The sequence below is a fragment of the Trinickia sp. EG282A genome, assembly GCF_040965455.1.
Lineage (GTDB): Bacteria > Pseudomonadota > Gammaproteobacteria > Burkholderiales > Burkholderiaceae > Trinickia > Trinickia symbiotica.
On sequence record NZ_JBFRCC010000005.1, the window covers coordinates 708,910 to 725,750 of the forward strand.

Below are 16,841 nucleotides of genomic sequence, written 5' to 3' on the forward strand. Positions count from 1 at the left end.
TCACACAATGCTTCCCGGCAGGAACGCCTCGATCTTGTCGAGAAGCGTGGCCCGGTGAAGCGGCTTGAGCATGAAGCCTGCCGCGCCTGCTTTCAGGCTTTCCATGACGACGGCACGCCGGGCGTACGCTGCCATGAGCACCACCGGGATGCTGGCAAGCGGCTCGACCGACTTTAGACGGCGCGTGATTTCCATGCCGTTGAGGTCGGGCAAATCGATATCCATGAGAACGAGATCGGGGCGCCGCGTCCAGATCGAGTCGAATGCCTGCGCGCCCGTCGATGCGTGGATCAACTCGACTTTAGTATTTTCGAGCAGATGCGAAAGCAGCCTTCGCTCGAACGCATCGTCTTCGACGGCGAGCACCGTCGGGCGAACGCGCTCCGCGAGCGCGCCCATGACACGCGTAGCCTGCAACTGCGGTCCGAGCGCGCCGGCAAGCGCCTGCGCCGCCGTGCACAAGGCATCGACCGATTCCCCGACCTGACGAAAGCATCGCTGGAACACGGGGCCCGCGGATCGAGCGGCGGCGTCCGCGGCGGCATGCGTCCTGCCGACTTCGTGCGCGAACCGATGGGCATGCTCGGCCAGATTCGGCGTGAGACGAGCGATGTGCCGTGCGTGCGCGGCCAATTGATCGACGCCGACCGCGTCGCACGACGCTTTCGAAAGCAGACTGAGGGCGTGATGGATCGCCATATCGAGGCGCCGAACGTCGAACGGCTGCGGCCAGAACAGGACGTAGTCATCGAAGAGGCCTGCCTCACACGCTTCATAGGCACGCTGCAGCTCGCCGACGCTGCAAAGCACGATCGTTTTGTGCGGCGTGACGTGCGCGAGCCGGCTCGAACGGAAGAGACGGTTCCGGTAGTCCTGGGCCGCTGCGAGGGTGTCGAAGGCGAGCACCAGCACCGCGGGCCGCGATGCTTCGAAGTCCGAAACAATTTGCATCGGTTCGATCGAGATACGGATGCTGCACGCTTCGGCAATGAAGCGCGTCACGCGTCGGGCGCAAGTCTCGCTATCGGCGGCAACCAGAATCGAACGATTTACTTTCAACGGATTCACCTACGGACGCGCCGCCCGCCGCGCACATCGCCGGCTTCGCATCGGGTCGATACCGCGTACTCATCGTCGTCGCGACGCGGCGCACGGGCTTCACGATCGCATTATGGAAGTCGCGGGTTTTCGATCCGTTCGGTAAAGGACATTTCGACGCGTCAGGCGGAACCTCTACAATCGCGGAATCTTTTGTGATAGAGGGTGGAATCGATGTCGATGCAGGCGCGGCTTGCGCGGGCGAAGGCCCATCATCTGGCGGGCGAGTTTGCCGAGGCGCGCGAGCTGTACGAGGCGATGCTCGCGGAGTCGCCAGGGCATCACGACGCGATGTTCCGGCTCGGCGTGCTCGCGCTTCAAACCGGCGATCCCGAGCGGGCGCTCGCGTGGGTCGCTAGGGCGCGAGCGCACGTGCCTGGCGAGCCGCGTTATCGGCTCGGCGAAGGCCAGATCCTTGCTGCGTTGGGCCGCCTCGACGAGGCCATCGATGCTTATCTCAACTTGTTGTCGGAGCAGCCGGCTTACGTCGATGCCCGGTTCGCATTGGCCGGGTTGCTCGAAGCCAAAGGCGATTGGCGCGCCGCCATCGCGGCCTACGAGGCGTTGCTTAAGCTCGATCCGGCGAATCTCGACGCGCTGAACAATCTCGGCAACTGCCATCGGCAGTGCGGCGAGTCAGAGGCCGCCGAAGCTGCGTACCGGCGCGCTCTTGCGGCGCATCCGCGCTATGCGAGCGCGCTGACGAACCTGGCGACATTGATGCTGGCGCGAGGCAGGCTCGACGAAGCGATTGCGCTTGCCGACGACGCGGTGAGAGCCGAGCCGAGCGCGCCTGACCATTGGGTCAATCTGGGCGCGGCGCTCTCCGCCCGCAGGCGGTTCACGGAGGCTGAAACGGCGCTGAGACGAGCGCTCGCGCTCGACGCTCGTTTTCCGAACGCGGCCTACAACCTCGGTACCGTCCTTCATGCGCTCGGCCGCTATACCGAAGCTGCCCACCAATACGAAGCGGCGCTCGCGCTCATTCCCGATCATGCCGACGCGTGCAACAACCTTGGCGTGACACGGGAGGCGCTGGGGGAGTTTGCCGCGGCAGGCGCTGCGTATGCGCGCGCGTTGCAGGCGCGGCCCGGCTTCGTCGCCGCGCACAACAACGCCGGGAGCCTCGCGCGCAGGCTCGGACGCATGGATGAAGCCGATGCGCATTATCGCGCGGCGCTGGCGTCGCGCGAAAGCGCAACGGACGCGCCGGCTCGGTCGACGACCTACAACAATCTGGGCAACTTGCTGAAGGACACGGGCGCGCTCGACGAAGCGATTGCCGCTTATCGAGAGGCGCTCGCTCACGACCCCGACAATCTTGTCGCGCACTGCAATCTGGCTTACTCGCTCGCGTTTCATGTCGACGATGGCTACGCAATTCTCGACGAATGCCGGCGGCTCGCGGAGCGCCACGAGAACCGTGTTGTCCCGGCAAGCGGTGCTTACGGCAATGAACGGGTGGGCGAGAAGCGTTTGAAGATCGGCTACGTATCGGCTGATTTTCGCGATCATTGCCAATCGCTTTTCATGACGCCGCTGCTCGCGCATCACGATCATCGGCAGTACGAAATATTTTGCTATTCGAGCGTGCAGCGGCCCGATGCGGTGACGGCCCGACTCGCGCGGTATGCCGACGTCTGGCGCGAGGTGCGCCACATCGACGACGAAACGCTTGCGCGCATGGTTCGAGAGGACGGCATCGACGTGCTCGTCGATCTGACCATGCACATGGCGGATGGCCGGCCGCTTCTGTTCGCGCGCGGTCCCGCGCCTGTGCAAGTGGCTTGGCTCGCGTATCCGGGAACCACGGGCAGTCGCTCGATCGGCTACCGGCTAACGGACCCGTGGCTCGATCCGCCGTCCGATCGTGGCGACGACCGCTACAGCGAGCGCTCGATCCGCTTGCCCGAGACGTTCTGGTGCTACGATCCGCTCAGCGATGGACCCGCTGTCAACGCGCTGCCGGCGCTAACCGAAGGCCGCCTTACCTTCGGCTGTCTCAACAACCCCTGCAAACTCAACGAGCACACATTGCGAATGTGGGCTCCGGTGCTCGCCGCGCTGGACGATGCACGGCTCCTTTTGATGGCCGCGCCGGGCCGTGCGCGAGAAAGGCTTGCCGAGCGCGCTCGCGCCTGCGGAATCGATCCGGCCTGCATCGAGTTCGTCGCCTTCCGGCCGCGCGCGGCCTACCTCGAGACCTATCGACGGATCGATCTCGCGCTCGACACGTTTCCGTACAACGGTCACACGACGAGTCTCGACGCGTTGTGGATGGGCGTGCCCGTCGTTTCGCGCGCGGGCACGACCGCAGTGGCCCGCGGCGGATTGAGTCAGCTCGGCAACCTCGGCCTGACCGAGCTCGTGGCATTCACGGACGATGAGTTCGCGCGCAAGGCGATCGGGCTTGCATGCGATTTGCCGCGTCTTGCCGGCTTGCGCGCGGGGTTGCGGGCACGGATGCAGAGTTCGCCGCTGATGGACGGGGCCCGCTTTGCCCACAACGTCGAGCAGGCATTCAGACAAATGTGGCTGCAGTGGTGCCAGTGAGTCATTGCTCGCGCAGCGGTCCGAGCCGCTCGCTTGCCGCCTTTCGGCCGTGCGCGAATTCGTCCAGGGAGACGGCTCAACTGTCCTGCGGGTCGCCCACCAGATCGAGCCGATAGCCGTGTCCGTAGACGGGCGTGAGCCGCAAGCCATTTTCGGGCCGCAGTTGAAGCTTCGCGCGCACCCTGGAGACGTGCGTATCGAGCGTGCGGGAAATCGCGCTCGGCGGCTGTCCCCAGACTGTTCCACCGATATGCTCGCGTGAAAGTATTCGCCCGACATGCTGAAACATCAGCAAGGCAAGATCGAATTCGCGGCTAGTCAGCTCGATCGGCGCGCCGCCGACGTAGCAGGTGCGCGTTCCCGGGTCGATCCGATAGCGGCCGAGTTCGATCGACTCGGCATTGCGCGGCGAATGCTGATTCGTACGACGCGCGAGCGCATCGATGCGCGCCATCAGCTCGGCTTTTCGAATCGGCTTGATCATGTAATCGTCCGCGCCCGCGCTGAGCGCCGCGACGATATCCTCTTCGAGCGAGCGGCTCGTCATGAAGATGATGGGCACATGCTCGCCGAGATTTGCCCGCGCCCAAAGCGTAACCTGGTGTCCGCTTACGCCGGGGACCTGCCAATCGAGCAGTAACATGTCGAAACCTTCGCGCTTCAACCTGCGGATCAGCTGGCTGCCATCGGTGAAGGGATAGCATTCGTGTCCGCGGCTCGCCAACAATTTGTTGACGTGTTCGACTTGGCCCTCATCGTCTTCCAGATACGCAATCTTCACTGGGTTCTCCCGCCGGTCACGAGGCAATGCGCCGAACCACGTTTTTTTGCGGTCGCATGGTGGAACTGCGAATTCTAGCGCTATCCGCTCATCGGGTTTTGGACTCGATCGCGGACCCGGTCGCCAATCAGTGCCGTTGCGCCTGAAGGCCAGGCCCCAACAGGAGGGAGTTGACAATTGTTTGCATTCGTCGATCGAGGCATTTGCGGCACTGCGGCGAGCATGACATTTTGTCGTCACGCTCCGTCCTGATTGACCGATGATCGATATTCTGCTGCCGCGATACGGGTGGCAAGCGTGGCGGCGTCGCGGCACTGTTATCGCAAGCCGTTGAAAAAATGATAAGGGGTGCGTAATATCTGGTGACTTTTTCTCGTTTGGGCGCAATGTCACAACGATATTTTTTGTTTTTTCTGCGTGAGATGCGCCGATTGCCGAGTAGCGTTGTACGGCAGCGCCGCGCATTCGCGATCCTTACGGCAGGCTTTACGTTCTTTATTATGTCGCCCGTCGTTCGGGCGGAGGCCGCCAAGGTCAATAGGGCCGCCAAGCCGGAGACCGTTTCCTACGCCGCGCAACCGGGCGACACGATTTACGAAGTCGCTGACCACTATTTGAGCGATCCGCACGATTGGCGTGTGCTCGCGCGATTGAACCACGTCGATGCGCCTCGCAGGCTCAAGCCCGGCACATTGCTGAAGCTTCCTGTCGCGCTGCTGAAGCGGGATCCGCTCATGGTGCGGGTTCTCGCGGCGAGCGGGGACGCCGAGCGCATCTCGAAGACAGTCCCGTCTTTGCCGCTCGCCGAGGGCGCGTCGCTTGGGGAAGGCGATGCGATCAGCACGGGTTCCGACGGTTTCGTGACCATCGAGCTCGAGGACGGAACGCACTTGACGCTGACGCCACGAAGCACGCTGGCACTCGGCACATTGCGGCGAACGGTGCTGACGGGACGGACCGAACGCGATTTCTCGCTGATTCGCGGTGAAGTGGAAAGCGAGGTCGAACACTTGACCAAGCCGGACGATCGTTTCGAGATCCATGCGCCTTCGATCGTCGCCGGCGTGCGCGGCACGCATTTTCGCGTCAATTTCGACCCGGTCGCGACGACGGTCGAAGTGCTCGACGGAAAGGTAGCGGTCGGCAACGCCGAGACGCGCGCGCGGGCCACGAAGGTCAAACTCGACGAACAAGCGCCGGCGCCGGAGTCCCAACTCGTGCCCGCCGGCTATGGCAGCGTGACGCGAGGCGGCGCGGTGGGTGCGCCTGTCGCGTTGTTGCAGGCGCCCATGCTCGCGCATCCGGCCAGAATACAGGACGGCCCTCAGGTCGAGTTCGATCTGCAGCCTGTGGCGGGTGCGACGCACTATCGCCTCGATATCGCGCGGGACGCGGGCACGCTCGACCTCATTCGAGAGACGCGCACCGAAACGCCCCACGCGTCGTTCGCGGATGTCGCCGACGGGACCTATTTCGTTCGTGTCTCGGCGATCGACGGCGCAGGTCTCGAAGGCGTGCCGCGCGTCTACGCGTTCGAGCGGCGCCGCAATGGAGTCGACGCGTCGGCTGGTCGCGCCGCCGGTGCACGCAGCTACGAGTTCCGCTGGCTCGCAAGCCGCCCCGGCGTCGACACGCATTTTCGTTTCGTTCTTTCGCGCAACGAGGATTTGGGCGATCCGCTCGTCGATGCAGTGGATATCTCGGGGCATCGATTCGTGGTGACAGGCCTGCCCGCGGGCGTCTACTACTGGACCGTCATCGCCGAGCAGTTCGAAAATGGCCGCTTCTATGAAACCGCCGCCGGCGTGCGTTCGTTTACGCTCGCGTATTGAACGATCGCACCGATGAGCCTTCGCGCCGTACGTTCGCTGCTGCGATATTGGGTCCGCGTGGCTCGGCGCCGTTTGCGCCCGGAACGGCGTTATTTGCTCGAATGGATTTTCGTGGGCGCGGTCGGCGTGGCGATCGTGATGGTCGGGGCGACGACTCACGCGATGACGAACCTCGACCGGATTGCGTATGACAGGCTGCTGCGAGTCGACTCACGACCGCTTCTGCCCGATATCGCAATGGTCGCGATCGACGACGCGAGCATCGCGGCATTCGGGCGCTGGCCGTGGCCGCGCGACCTGCAGGCGCAGGTCGTTCGTGCCGCGGCGCAAGCCGGCGCGGCGGCGATCGTCTACGACGTGTTGCTCACGGAGTCGTCGCCTGACGATCAAGTGCTTGCCGGCGCGATGCGTGCGGTGCCGACCTTTCTCCCACTGCTGCTCATGCGCGCCCCGACTGGCGATGCGGGCACCGTCGTGCCGCCCGTCGCCCCATTCATGGATGCGGCGGCGGGGCTGGGTCATGTGAATCTCGAAGCCGATGGCGACGGCATCGTGCGCAGCGTCGCACTCATCGAGGGCGACGGCGATGCACGCGAGCCCTATATCGACGTCCCCGTCTACACGGCGATCCGCGACGGCTCGCTATCGTTCGCCGGAGGACGCTACGTCATCGATAGGCTGAAGGATCCGCGGCACGGCACGCACGGCGATGTCCGAGTGCTCATTCCTTTCACGACTGCATCGGCGATGCAGGTATCCTGCGCGCAACTGCTCAAGGGCGACGTGCCCCGCGACGCGTTGCGAGGCAAGATCGTGTTCGTCGGAGTCACTGCGGCGGGCGTCGATGGTCATCTCTCGACGCCGGTCTCCGGGCATGTCGGTCCCATGACCGATCTCGCCGTGCACGCGCAGGTACTGAGTGCGCTGCTGTCAGGCCGCATCATTCACGCGGTGCCGGCCGGTGTCACGTTCGCCGCCTCGCTCGTGCCGGTTGCTTTTTTGCTCGCCGGCTTTTTCTTTCTCTCGCCGTGGCGCTCACTCGTACTGACGAGCGTGCTAGGCATCGCCGTCGTCGCGGCGAGCGCGATTGCATTGCGCGGCGCCGATATCTGGTTTTCGCCGGTTCCCGCGGCGGTCGCTGTCATCGTGCTTTATCCGATCTGGAGCTGGCGGCGGCTCGAAATGACGATGTCGCGCCTGCGTCACGAATTGAAGCAGCTCGACGACGACGTCGATCTATTGCCCGTACGGTTCGTCGCCCGGCGCGAGTTCGGAGGTGACGTACTGGAGCGCCAGATCGCGCTTGTCGAGCGTGCCGCTCACCGCTTGCAGGACATGAAGCGATTCGTATGGGATAGCCTCAACAGCGTGCCGGAGCCGGTGCTCGTTGCCGATGGGCAAGGTATCGTGCTGCTTGCGAACCAGGCCGCGCGCGCGCATTTTGCGAGACTGGGCGCCCCCGAGCCTGCCGGGCGCACGCTGACTCAAGCGCTCGGCGGCTTTTCGCTGACCAAGTCGATCGAGACCTCTCCGGAGCTCGAAGCCGAAGTGCGTGCGAGTTGGCCGGCCGTTCTCGATCCGACCGGAAGGCATGTGGGTATCGTCAGGCGAGGGATCGAAGTGCGCGATCGCATGGGCCATGAGTACCTGTTGCGCTACGAGCGATGCAGGAATCAGCGCGGCGAAGAGTCGGGCAGCTGGGTTGCGGGCATGGTCGAAGTCACGGCGCTGCACGCGGCCGAGCGCGGCCGCGAGGATGCGTTGAGACTCCTCTCGCATGACATGCGCTCACGCCATGCTTCGATTCTCGCGCTGATCGAGCTGGAACGCTCGAACACCGAATCGGAACGAACCCGGGTGCTGCTCGAGCGCATCGAGCGGCACGCGCAGCGTGCGCTGAAGCTCGCCGACGACTTCGTCCAGCTCGCGCGGGCGGAGTCACAAAACTACTCGCTCGAGCCCGTCAATCTCGTCGACGCCGTGATCGATGCAAGCGACGAGATCTGGCCGCAGGCACGTGCGAAAGACATCCGCGTGGAAATGAAGCTGGACGGCAACGAGTACTGGATTGCGGCGGATCGCTCGCTGTTGACGCGGGCGATCGCGAACGTCCTCAACAATGCGGTGAAGTACAGTCCGAGCAGCACGGTCATCGCGGTAGGCGTCAGCTCGGACGCTTCGCGGCGCGTGCGGTGCACGATTCGCGATGAAGGCTATGGCATTCCCAAGGATATGCAGGCGCACCTATTCGAGCCTTTCCGGCGTTTCCATTCGCCGGGCCAGCCGCCCACCAACGGCGCGGGCCTCGGCATGGCTTTCATCAAAGCGGTCGTGGTGAGGCACGGCGGAGAAGTTCAAGTCGACAGCGCGCAGGGGCAGGGAACCGCCGTGACGATACGGCTACCGGTGCTCGACCCGGCGGCCATGGAAGCGATGACCGGTTAATAGCAATCTTTGGGGGAGCCAAGGGCGAATGCATTTTTCAAGCGAGGAAACGGTGAAATCGGTATGCATCATGATGTGCCTCGTTGCGGCGGCGCTAACGGGCTGCGCGGTGAAATCCGACGTCCGTGCATCGCTGTCGTCGTCCGCGGATTTGACGGCGAATCCGCGGACTTATGTGCTGGCACACGCACTTTATCCGGCCGCGGACGGCGTGCGGGCACAATACGAGTCGGTCGTTGCCGAATCGCTACATCGGCACGGCTTTGTTGCCGCAGGCGCAGACGAAGCGCGCTACCGTCTATCGGTCTCGTATGAGACACATGAGCAATCGATCGCAGCCGGGGGCGGCGTTTGCTCGGCGGGCGGCGATTGCGGCGATGCACGCAAGCGAAGCAACGAAGACGGCGAAAGCCACGAAGGGCCCGCGCTCCTTTCATGGCCCTGGCAGCATACGTTCGTCCACTCCCTGACCCTCCGGTTTTTCGAGCGCGCAAGCGGCCGGGAAATATACAAGGTAAGCGCGACGAATCGCGATCACGAGGCTTCGCCCCTCGTTTCCCTGCGTTATCTGGTGGAAAGCGCGTTGGCGCGCTTGCCGTACCCGACGGACGGCCTTTGGCAAGTGAAGCTGGGCGGCGGCAAGGCAGGCACGCCGCCTACCATCTCAAAAATCCGTTGACAAACAGGGCGCACGCAGGGAAACTCGTCCGCATGCATACGCCAATCTACATCGCCTGGATTAACCACCCAATGAACGCCCGCTGGGGCGGCTCATTGGGGGCGTACGCATTGTCTCTGCCACGAATTCCGCATTAGTTGGCAGTACGAATGGATGCAAAGCCCCCGGCAAACGGGGGCTTTTTCGTTTTGGTGGTGCCCTCCGTCTGCCGGTTCAATCGACGGAGAGGAAAATGACCGAAAGAAGTCCGCAGTTCGATTGTCGTGAGGTGTCCGGCCGGCGTTCGCTCGATGATGACAGGTTATTCAAAATCATCGTTCACGTACCGCTTGCACCGCATCGTATCGCCGGCTGGCGCATGCGGGCCGATGCGCAACTGCGTGCGCACGGCAACGAGATCTGGTTGACGCGCGAAGGGCGACTGGACGACTACTGGCTGCGCATGGGCGACGTCGTCAACTTGAAACGCGGGGAACGGGTGTGGTTGAGCGTCGATGGCGGCGCCGAGGCCCACGTCACATTCACGATCCAATGCGTCGATCGCCGGGCCGGCTTGCGCAGGTGGCTCACCCGTATACAGACCAGGTTATTCGGTGGCTTACCGATCGGTGTGTGAATTGAATCCGGATTGCGCGGCACCGTGCGGGCCAGCTCCGCGCGGCGATGTCGCTCCTTTCCGGCCGTCTTGTAGGAAAGCGCTGACACGACCGCAAAGACGACTACGCGAACTTGAGCCCGCCGCTGATTTGTTTTGCATAAGCCCTGATCGATACTTTCGTCACAACAAAGATGCTGGTTTGAAGGATAGGGGGGCGTTAGTCGTTAATCGACATTACCTTTTGGGGGAAGATCGTGAACGATCGCGAAACGCTCGATTCGATTAGGGAAATCAATGTGTCGTACCTGATTCTCGCGCAGCGCATGCTGCGCGAGGACCGTGCGGAAGGTATGTTTCGACTGGGACTGTCGGCCGAGCTGGCCGACGTCTTGTCGGGGCTTTCGCTTACGCAAACGCTCAAGCTTGCGGCCGGCGATCACTTGCTGTGCCGCTTCCGTTTCAAGGATCACGGCATGCTGCGCGCGCTCACGGCACCGGAAAAGCATGCCGATCTCGCGCTCACGCATACGGCCCTTCTGTTGGCGGGCGCGCCGGCGGAACAGTTTTGCTGAGCACCGGAGCGCACCATGCCAAGAACGACGCTCGCTCAAGACGCCCAGGAAGTGGTACGTGCGATCGCGCTGATCAAGCTCGGCGCGCGCATGCAAGTGCTCGAAACGGAGCTCGCGCTGCCGCGTGACCGGCTGATTCGCCTCTACCGCGAGGTAACGGGCGTGTCGCCGCCGAAAGGCCTCCTGCCTTCGTCAGCCGACTGGTACATGACATGGATGGCGAACATCCATTCGTCGCTCTTCTACAACACGTACCTGTTCATGAAGAACGAAGCGCAGTGCACGCATCTCGATGCGCTCACCAAGGCATATCGCCTCTACCGCGAGCACTGCACGAACACCGGTGCCGAGGCGCTGCTCGATCTGACGCGAGCCTGGACGCTCGTGCGTTTCTTCTGCGGCGGCATACTGCAGATGACGCAGTGCTGCCGATGCTCGGGCAAGTTCGTGGCCTACAAGTACGATCGGCCGACGAGCAAAGCATGCGCGCTCTGTCAGCCGCCGTCGCGCGCCGGCAAGGGCGCGAAGAAAAGCGGTTCGGCTCCGTACCGTGAGGTCGCCGCGCCGGCTGAAGCGCTCAGCCTCGCTCTCGCCGCGTAGGCCACCCTGAGCCGCGTTTTCGTGCTGTCATCGGCTTGGCTCGGCGCTCGTCGTCGAACTCGCCGAGCCTGTCTCGACGTCCATATCGCGTGCGATAGCGCCGCCGGGCTCCTTCGTCAGCATTCGAACGACGCGGGCGACGTCCGGATCCGTGACGAAGCTTGCCGACGACTGCGCGAGCAGGATGGCATCCGCTTCTTGCGGCCTGGCGATGGCATATCCCTGTACGTAGTCGACGCCGATCTCATGCAAGGCCGCCAGCGTATCGGCATCTTCGACCCACTCCGCGACGCTGCGCATGCCGAGGTCGCGTGCCAGCGAGACGAGCGCCTCCACGATCGCCATATCGGCCGGATGCGAGCACATCGATTTCACATACTCGCCGTCGATCTTCAACGCGTCGACGGAGAGCGACTTCAGATAGCGGAATGAGGTATAGCCGGCGCCAAAATCGTCGAGTGCGATCGTCGCCCCCATGTCGTGAACGCGTGCGATGAACCGCTGCGTGTTGAGCAGATCGTGCAGCGCGACGCTTTCCGTGATCTCCAGGCAGAGATAGTCGAGGGCAGGCCGGTGGCTCTGAAGGAGCGCGAAGATTTCCTCCGTGAAGCGCTCGTCGTTCAACGAGCCGCCGCTCAAGTTCACGCAGATGAAGCGAGTGTTCGCGAGCGAGGCACGATGTTCGTCGATCCATGCGAGCGTCGAGGCCACCACCCATTTGTCGATCGCGGCCACGTTGCCGGACTCCTCCGCGGCGGCCATGATCTTGCCTGGCGGGACGATCGTTCCATCGGGGGCGCGCATGCGCAACAACACTTCGAAATTGAGCGACTCGCTCGGCGCGGCCATCGACATGATCGGCTGCATCATGAGGAACAAGCCTGGCGGCAAATGGTTGAGCCGGAACGATTCGACGAGACGCAGCTCCGCCGCGCGCGCCTCGAACCATGCCGCGCCATTCTGGTAGACGACGAGCCTCCTGTGCGCGCTTTCCTTCGCCTCACGGCAGGCGCGATCGGCCTGAGAGAGCGCATCCTCGCCGCGTATCGCCGGCGAGCAGGCAACGAGACCGATCGAGGCATAGACCTGAAACGCGCGCTTGCCGACCTGATAGGGCGCATTGTTGAGCGTATCGAGCAATGCCTCGCAGCGACGCGAGGCCTCGTCGATCGAGAGGCCCCCGAACACGCAGACGAACTCGTCTCCGCCCATTCGGCCGAACGCACACCGCTCGCCGAGCACGGTTTGCGCTCTCGACGCGACTTGCTTCAATACTTCGTCACCGCAATGGTGGCCGAAGAGGTCGTTGATCAGCTTGAAGCGATCGAGATCGACATACGCAAGGGCCCAGGCAAGCGCGTTTTCGTCCTGATGGCTGATGGCTGCCTCGATGCCGCGGCGATTGAGCGAGCCCGTGAGGGGGTCGTGTTCCGCGAGGAAGCGCAAGCGCTCGACGGCCTTCGATCGCTCGGTCACGTCCTGCACCGAGCCTTCGATGACATTCTTCGAGACGATCGCCTTTAACAAATAGCGGCGATCGGCGGTGCCGCGCTCCTTGTTGCCGCCGATCTCGATTTCACTGTCGCGTCCTTGCATCAGCAGCGCTTGAAGCGAGCCCCACGCGCCCGGCTGGAAGTAGTCGTTCCAGTGTCGGTAGCGATAGTCGCTTGCGAGCATGTTCAACATCGACCGCAGTGCGGGGTTCGTTTGGATGAAGCGGCCGCTGGTATTGAGCGTGAAAAGCCCAACCGGCATCACCTCGTAGGTGTTGCGAAGCTCGATTTGCGCTTGCCGCCGATGCTCGCGCTCGGCACGCATTTGCTCCGCGATCGCAAACGCCGCCATCATGCTCGACGACAAGGCGGCCGCGACAGGGCTCACGCCCGCCGCGAGTGCGGGAATGCCGAAGGCAGCGCCGAGCAACTCCGAGAACGTTGCGGCGAGGACGGTGGCTAGCGAAGCGACATACCACATCACGGTGCGCGATCGAGCTTTCCAGACCAGGCGGCCAAGCAGAAAAATCAACACGCAGATGCCAAAACCGCCGAGACTCCAAAGCATCGGAATGAACTGCGCGTAGGGCAGGAGGAATGCAAGGACGAGCAATACGAGGCCGACATATTGCCCACTCCGCAAGAGCCATAGAAAACCAACTTGTCTCAACTCGCGGCGGAAGAGGCGGCTGAAAAGCGCACCCGTCAACAGATAATAGACGGCGAATGTCACTTTTCGTAGAAGCGAAATATCCGCGATAGGAATGACGCGATCGAGCCATTGGGTGTCCCAGCCCATCGCATTTGCGCAAAGGCGTAGGTTTCCGACGAGCCAGACCGCAAAAATCACGTAGGTCCATTCGCGATTGATGAGCGCGGTGACAAAAACGAACACCGCCAGCGTGAGCAGGCCGCCCGCAATGAGGCCGGCGCTTTCGGAAAAATCGAGTTCGGAATTGCGCAATTGCCCCGAGTCCCAATCGAGCACCGTGAGCTGCGCAGGGCCCGAAAAAGTGCCGCGGCACAGTATGGCTTGGGGGCTCGCCGGCATCCCGGTCGAGAGCACGAATCCCGCTTTCGCCGCGCGAATGATACCCGACGTATTGGAGCGGTCCGCGCTGCCGAGCGGCGCGAGGTCGAAAGCGCGCCAACAGGCAAGCGTTTGCGCATGGCGCGAAGGAAATTCGACGCTGCGCCGACGGGAAGAACCCTGCGCAGTGAAGGAAAACCAGATCGGCGCTTCCGAGAGTTTCGTGCCGAAGCGCATTACCGACCGGCTGCCGGAGAGCTTCTCCAATGCCTCGGCGGGCTGCAGCGCGCCAACATCGTCGCGCAATGCCTTGAATGGCAACGTCGTCGGGTCGGCCGCCCGGAATTGATGCGGCAAAAAGGCGAGCGCTACCAGCGCGGCAAGCGCCAGCAACGCCGGCACGACATAGACGGACAAGAGGAAGAGCGCTTGATCGAGCCGCCATCCGGTATGCTTGAGTCTGAAACGGGTAACCGCACCCCATGTCATACCGCTCTTCCCCCAATGTACTGCGCGAATCGAATCGACGAGAGCGGGGCCTGCTGTACCCCGCTCGGAACGTTTAGTAGAGCTGCGGATCGCAGCGGTCATCTATAGTTGTTGCTCCGCCGCTCTTTCTACCAAGAGCATGCTCGTCGAATCGTACCGTGTCAGGCGTCAAAGTTGAACCTTTTACCCCCAAATCGATATCGGGGTGTCGTGTCTCGAATACGAAGCGGTAAAGCGGATGCCGAGCCTCCTTCCAGCGCTGCCTGGCTATGCCGACTTGCCCCGCCATGACGCGATGAGGCAATCCGCCGACGTGCGCCATCGGTATAAATTGCCGACCCTCAAAGATATCAGCGAACTGCATGGCTTCGTATTCGCGATCGATCGGTGAGCGCGCGGTAATGATGAGCCAATCGACGCCTTGCTGCTCGCATAGCAGAAACAGCGCTTTGAACAGCATTGTCTTTACCATTCGCCCTGCGCCGCCATTCGCGACGCTCAACCGCGTGGCTTCGGCGAGACGTCCCGACCTGCACCAATCGGGCAGCGTGACGGAATACTCGACGGCGAGCGGCGCATGGTCGTTGGTCTGCAAGCGGATGGTGCCGAGCGGCGCGCGATCGAGCCTGGCCTCCGCGAGCAGAACGGTCGCGCCCATCGCGCGATCGCTGTCCTCCGCGATCATCTTCGTGCCGAGCTCGGGAATATGTCGGCCATAGGCCGCCTTTCGCAGGCCGACGGCCTTTTCAAGATCGCTTTCATCATGCACGATCCGAATAGTGAACGGCAATCGCTCGACATTCGGCCGCAATTCGCCGATAGCGGATACCGGCTTGTCATCGAGGAGGCTGGAGAGTTTGACGACTTCGTGAGTGTTGTCCAGGCGTTCCATAGGTAGGCCCCTTTTTCGGTGGTTGAAAAAAATGCCGTTCTTGTTCGCGGCGGAAGTTGGCGAAAAAAAACGACGGCCTCAGCGTGTCATGAAGAGAGCCCCTGGTGTGTGGCTTATCCGTACTAACCAGTACGTTTTTCTCTAAGAACGCCCCTTGCAAGACGAAAACGACGCCAATGGCAGGTCCAGTTGTCGCCTAACCACGATTTCCACAATTGGCGTTGGGGTACGTGCATCACATCAGTGCGCCGCGTAGGCCTGCCACCGGTGACCAACGCTCAACACCATCCAGGTGTCAATGGTTTCGTCGCCCGGCGTGTAGCGTGTGGTCCGGCTTGCGGCCGTATATGACAGAACGGTGTCAGCTGCGAGGAAAGGGGCGGCGTTCGACTCCGTAGGGTTTCGATTCGCAACGGCCGTTCGCCGTCCCAGCCGCGGTTCGTGATCCCGAATACAGCCATCGGCCCATTTGAAGCCGCGCTGGCACTTGACAGGGCATTGAAAGAACATTGATAGCTAATAGGCAACTCTAAATAATTGTGAAGTAAGTTTGACTCGCCCTTGACACCTGCCATCTGTAAAGATAGATTCCTTATGCAACTTTTACTGCGATAGAAATGGTTTGGCCAAAAACGGTGTCATTTCGACTGGTGTTTCAATCGGAGGTCACCGACGATAATGGATTAACCACGGCCAGGGGTTGCGCGGGCGCGGCTCGATCTTCCTTTTTGGAGTCGCTGGGTTCGCGCAACAAAAAAACGAGGGGATACGCGACGGCAGGCCGTGTCGGCTTTTCGAGGGAGCCGTACGAACCGCCGATTTGCGAGGGGGCTTGAGATGAAAACGCTAAATGATTTTGCTCGCTGTCACGATCCGTGAGTCCAGGATTCCGGCTTTACCTCATGGACGAACCAGAGATCTCGATTCTCAATTGTTGATTTCCCGACCGCACTGCGGCGACCCTGCAGGTTAGTGGCAAGTCCGTTCATGCGTTGCATCAATGCTCACCGCCAAAATCTGAGTTGCGGGTGAGGGGACGCTTATCGTCGGTGCGCCTAACCGGCCCAACGGCGATTTGATAGTTGTCGCAAGAGGGGATCATGGACGTGCTGTATTCGCTCGACGATAAAGTCGGCGGACCGAGCGCTTACGAAGGTGGCGCGGTTCGCTATGGTGATTTGTTTTGTTTCGGAAGCTGCGCGAGCGAGGCGCCCGCTTTGCTCGCAATCGTTCGTCGTCCGTTTGCAAAGAGACGTCCGTCTTTGCTGCCGATCGATATCGTTCCGCCAGGCCGCTATCCTGACCAAGACTATATGTGGACGTTCGTTCCCGCTGCAGGAGCCAAGAAAAGATGCGGCGATCCCGTGTCGTTCGCGGATCGTCTCCGCATACAAGCATTCGATTACACGGGGAATCATCGCTATATTGTTACGAGCCAGCCCGAACTGAGAGTCTTCCAGTCGGAGCGGAGCGTCGTGCAGGCGGAAAAGGCGCCATGTAGCCGCGGCGATAGGGATTGGTTCATCGCCATCGCGTCTGGCCTGCGCACCACGCCGGATGGCTGCGTCCTGCCGGACGGCGATCGAAAATCGCACATCGAATTCGGGACAGGAAATTATGTCACTCTTATCAACAATGGGTATTATTTGAGCGCAAGCCCGAATCCTTATGGTGGACTTTATGGCGGCGTCAGCACATCGCGCGATTTACCGCCAACCGGAAAGACGGTATGGTGGTGCCTTTACCGCAGCCCTGCCGATGTTCCATTGCGATAAATTG

12 protein-coding genes are annotated in these 16,841 nt (G+C 62.1%); 8 read left to right on the plus strand and 4 right to left on the minus strand.

What is annotated here, in order from left to right; all coding sequences use genetic code 11:
* Entirely contained in the window at positions 1 to 1,059 is a 1,059-nt protein-coding gene (locus AB4Y31_RS26140; RefSeq protein ID WP_368676521.1) for a response regulator, read from the minus strand.
* 213 nt (positions 1,060 to 1,272) lie between these two features.
* Between AB4Y31_RS26140 and AB4Y31_RS26145 the strand changes: the two genes are divergently transcribed.
* On the plus strand, positions 1,273 to 3,651 hold the full coding sequence (locus AB4Y31_RS26145) for a tetratricopeptide repeat protein (protein ID WP_368676522.1): 2,379 nt from the start codon (positions 1,273 to 1,275) through the stop codon (positions 3,649 to 3,651).
* Positions 3,652 to 3,727: 76 nt separating this feature from the next.
* Here AB4Y31_RS26145 and AB4Y31_RS26150 read toward each other — a convergent pair whose 3' ends face one another.
* On the minus strand, positions 3,728 to 4,432 hold the full coding sequence (locus AB4Y31_RS26150) for a response regulator transcription factor (protein WP_018439526.1): 705 nt from the start codon (positions 4,430 to 4,432) through the stop codon (positions 3,728 to 3,730).
* Positions 4,433 to 4,932: 500 nt separating this feature from the next.
* Between AB4Y31_RS26150 and AB4Y31_RS26155 the strand changes: the two genes are divergently transcribed.
* From AB4Y31_RS26155 to flhC, 6 genes are all read left to right on the plus strand, one after another.
* The gene (locus tag AB4Y31_RS26155) at positions 4,933 to 6,264 is read left to right on the plus strand and encodes a FecR domain-containing protein (RefSeq protein ID WP_368676523.1); all 1,332 of its coding nucleotides are present in this window, start codon (positions 4,933 to 4,935) and stop codon (positions 6,262 to 6,264) included.
* Between the two features lie 12 nt (positions 6,265 to 6,276).
* Positions 6,277 to 8,709 carry a CHASE2 domain-containing protein gene (locus AB4Y31_RS26160; RefSeq protein WP_368676524.1) on the plus strand — a complete coding sequence of 811 codons (2,433 nt, stop codon included), beginning with the start codon at positions 6,277 to 6,279 and terminating at the stop codon, positions 8,707 to 8,709.
* 28 nt (positions 8,710 to 8,737) lie between these two features.
* On the plus strand, positions 8,738 to 9,388 hold the full coding sequence (locus tag AB4Y31_RS26165) for a hypothetical protein (RefSeq protein ID WP_368676525.1): 651 nt from the start codon (positions 8,738 to 8,740) through the stop codon (positions 9,386 to 9,388).
* A gap of 232 nt (positions 9,389 to 9,620) precedes the next feature.
* Complete coding sequence (locus AB4Y31_RS26170; RefSeq protein WP_368676526.1) at positions 9,621 to 10,004, plus strand: DUF2917 domain-containing protein; 384 nt, start codon at positions 9,621 to 9,623, stop codon at positions 10,002 to 10,004.
* Positions 10,005 to 10,240: 236 nt separating this feature from the next.
* Positions 10,241 to 10,558 carry a flagellar transcriptional regulator FlhD gene (flhD, locus tag AB4Y31_RS26175; RefSeq protein WP_368676527.1) on the plus strand — a complete coding sequence of 106 codons (318 nt, stop codon included), beginning with the start codon at positions 10,241 to 10,243 and terminating at the stop codon, positions 10,556 to 10,558.
* 15 nt (positions 10,559 to 10,573) lie between these two features.
* Positions 10,574 to 11,158, plus strand: coding sequence for a flagellar transcriptional regulator FlhC (gene flhC, locus AB4Y31_RS26180; RefSeq protein WP_368676528.1), 585 nt, complete (start codon positions 10,574 to 10,576; stop codon positions 11,156 to 11,158).
* A 27-nt stretch (positions 11,159 to 11,185) separates the two neighbouring features.
* Here the strand turns inward: flhC and AB4Y31_RS26185 are convergent, their stop codons facing one another.
* Both AB4Y31_RS26185 and AB4Y31_RS26190 read right to left on the minus strand, forming a co-directional pair.
* Positions 11,186 to 14,170, minus strand: coding sequence for a putative bifunctional diguanylate cyclase/phosphodiesterase (locus AB4Y31_RS26185; protein ID WP_368676529.1), 2,985 nt, complete (start codon positions 14,168 to 14,170; stop codon positions 11,186 to 11,188).
* Between the two features lie 73 nt (positions 14,171 to 14,243).
* Entirely contained in the window at positions 14,244 to 15,062 is an 819-nt protein-coding gene (locus AB4Y31_RS26190; protein WP_368676530.1) for a hypothetical protein, read from the minus strand.
* A 1,100-nt stretch (positions 15,063 to 16,162) separates the two neighbouring features.
* Between AB4Y31_RS26190 and AB4Y31_RS26195 the strand changes: the two genes are divergently transcribed.
* Entirely contained in the window at positions 16,163 to 16,837 is a 675-nt protein-coding gene (locus tag AB4Y31_RS26195) for a hypothetical protein (protein ID WP_368676531.1), read from the plus strand.
* Positions 16,838 to 16,841: the final 4 nt, after the last annotated feature.

Coding starts and splice junctions, on each gene's coding strand:
- AB4Y31_RS26145 (WP_368676522.1), top strand. CDS start 1,273: ATGTCGATGCAGGCGCGGCTTGCGCGGGCGAAGGCCCATCATCTGGCG.
- AB4Y31_RS26155 (WP_368676523.1), top strand. CDS start 4,933: ATGTCGCCCGTCGTTCGGGCGGAGGCCGCCAAGGTCAATAGGGCCGCC.
- AB4Y31_RS26160 (WP_368676524.1), top strand. CDS start 6,277: ATGAGCCTTCGCGCCGTACGTTCGCTGCTGCGATATTGGGTCCGCGTG.
- AB4Y31_RS26165 (WP_368676525.1), top strand. CDS start 8,738: ATGCATTTTTCAAGCGAGGAAACGGTGAAATCGGTATGCATCATGATG.
- AB4Y31_RS26170 (WP_368676526.1), top strand. CDS start 9,621: ATGACCGAAAGAAGTCCGCAGTTCGATTGTCGTGAGGTGTCCGGCCGG.
- flhC (WP_368676528.1), top strand. CDS start 10,574: ATGCCAAGAACGACGCTCGCTCAAGACGCCCAGGAAGTGGTACGTGCG.
- AB4Y31_RS26185 (WP_368676529.1), bottom strand. CDS start 14,170: ATGACATGGGGTGCGGTTACCCGTTTCAGACTCAAGCATACCGGATGG.
- AB4Y31_RS26190 (WP_368676530.1), bottom strand. CDS start 15,062: ATGGAACGCCTGGACAACACTCACGAAGTCGTCAAACTCTCCAGCCTC.
- AB4Y31_RS26195 (WP_368676531.1), top strand. CDS start 16,163: ATGGACGTGCTGTATTCGCTCGACGATAAAGTCGGCGGACCGAGCGCT.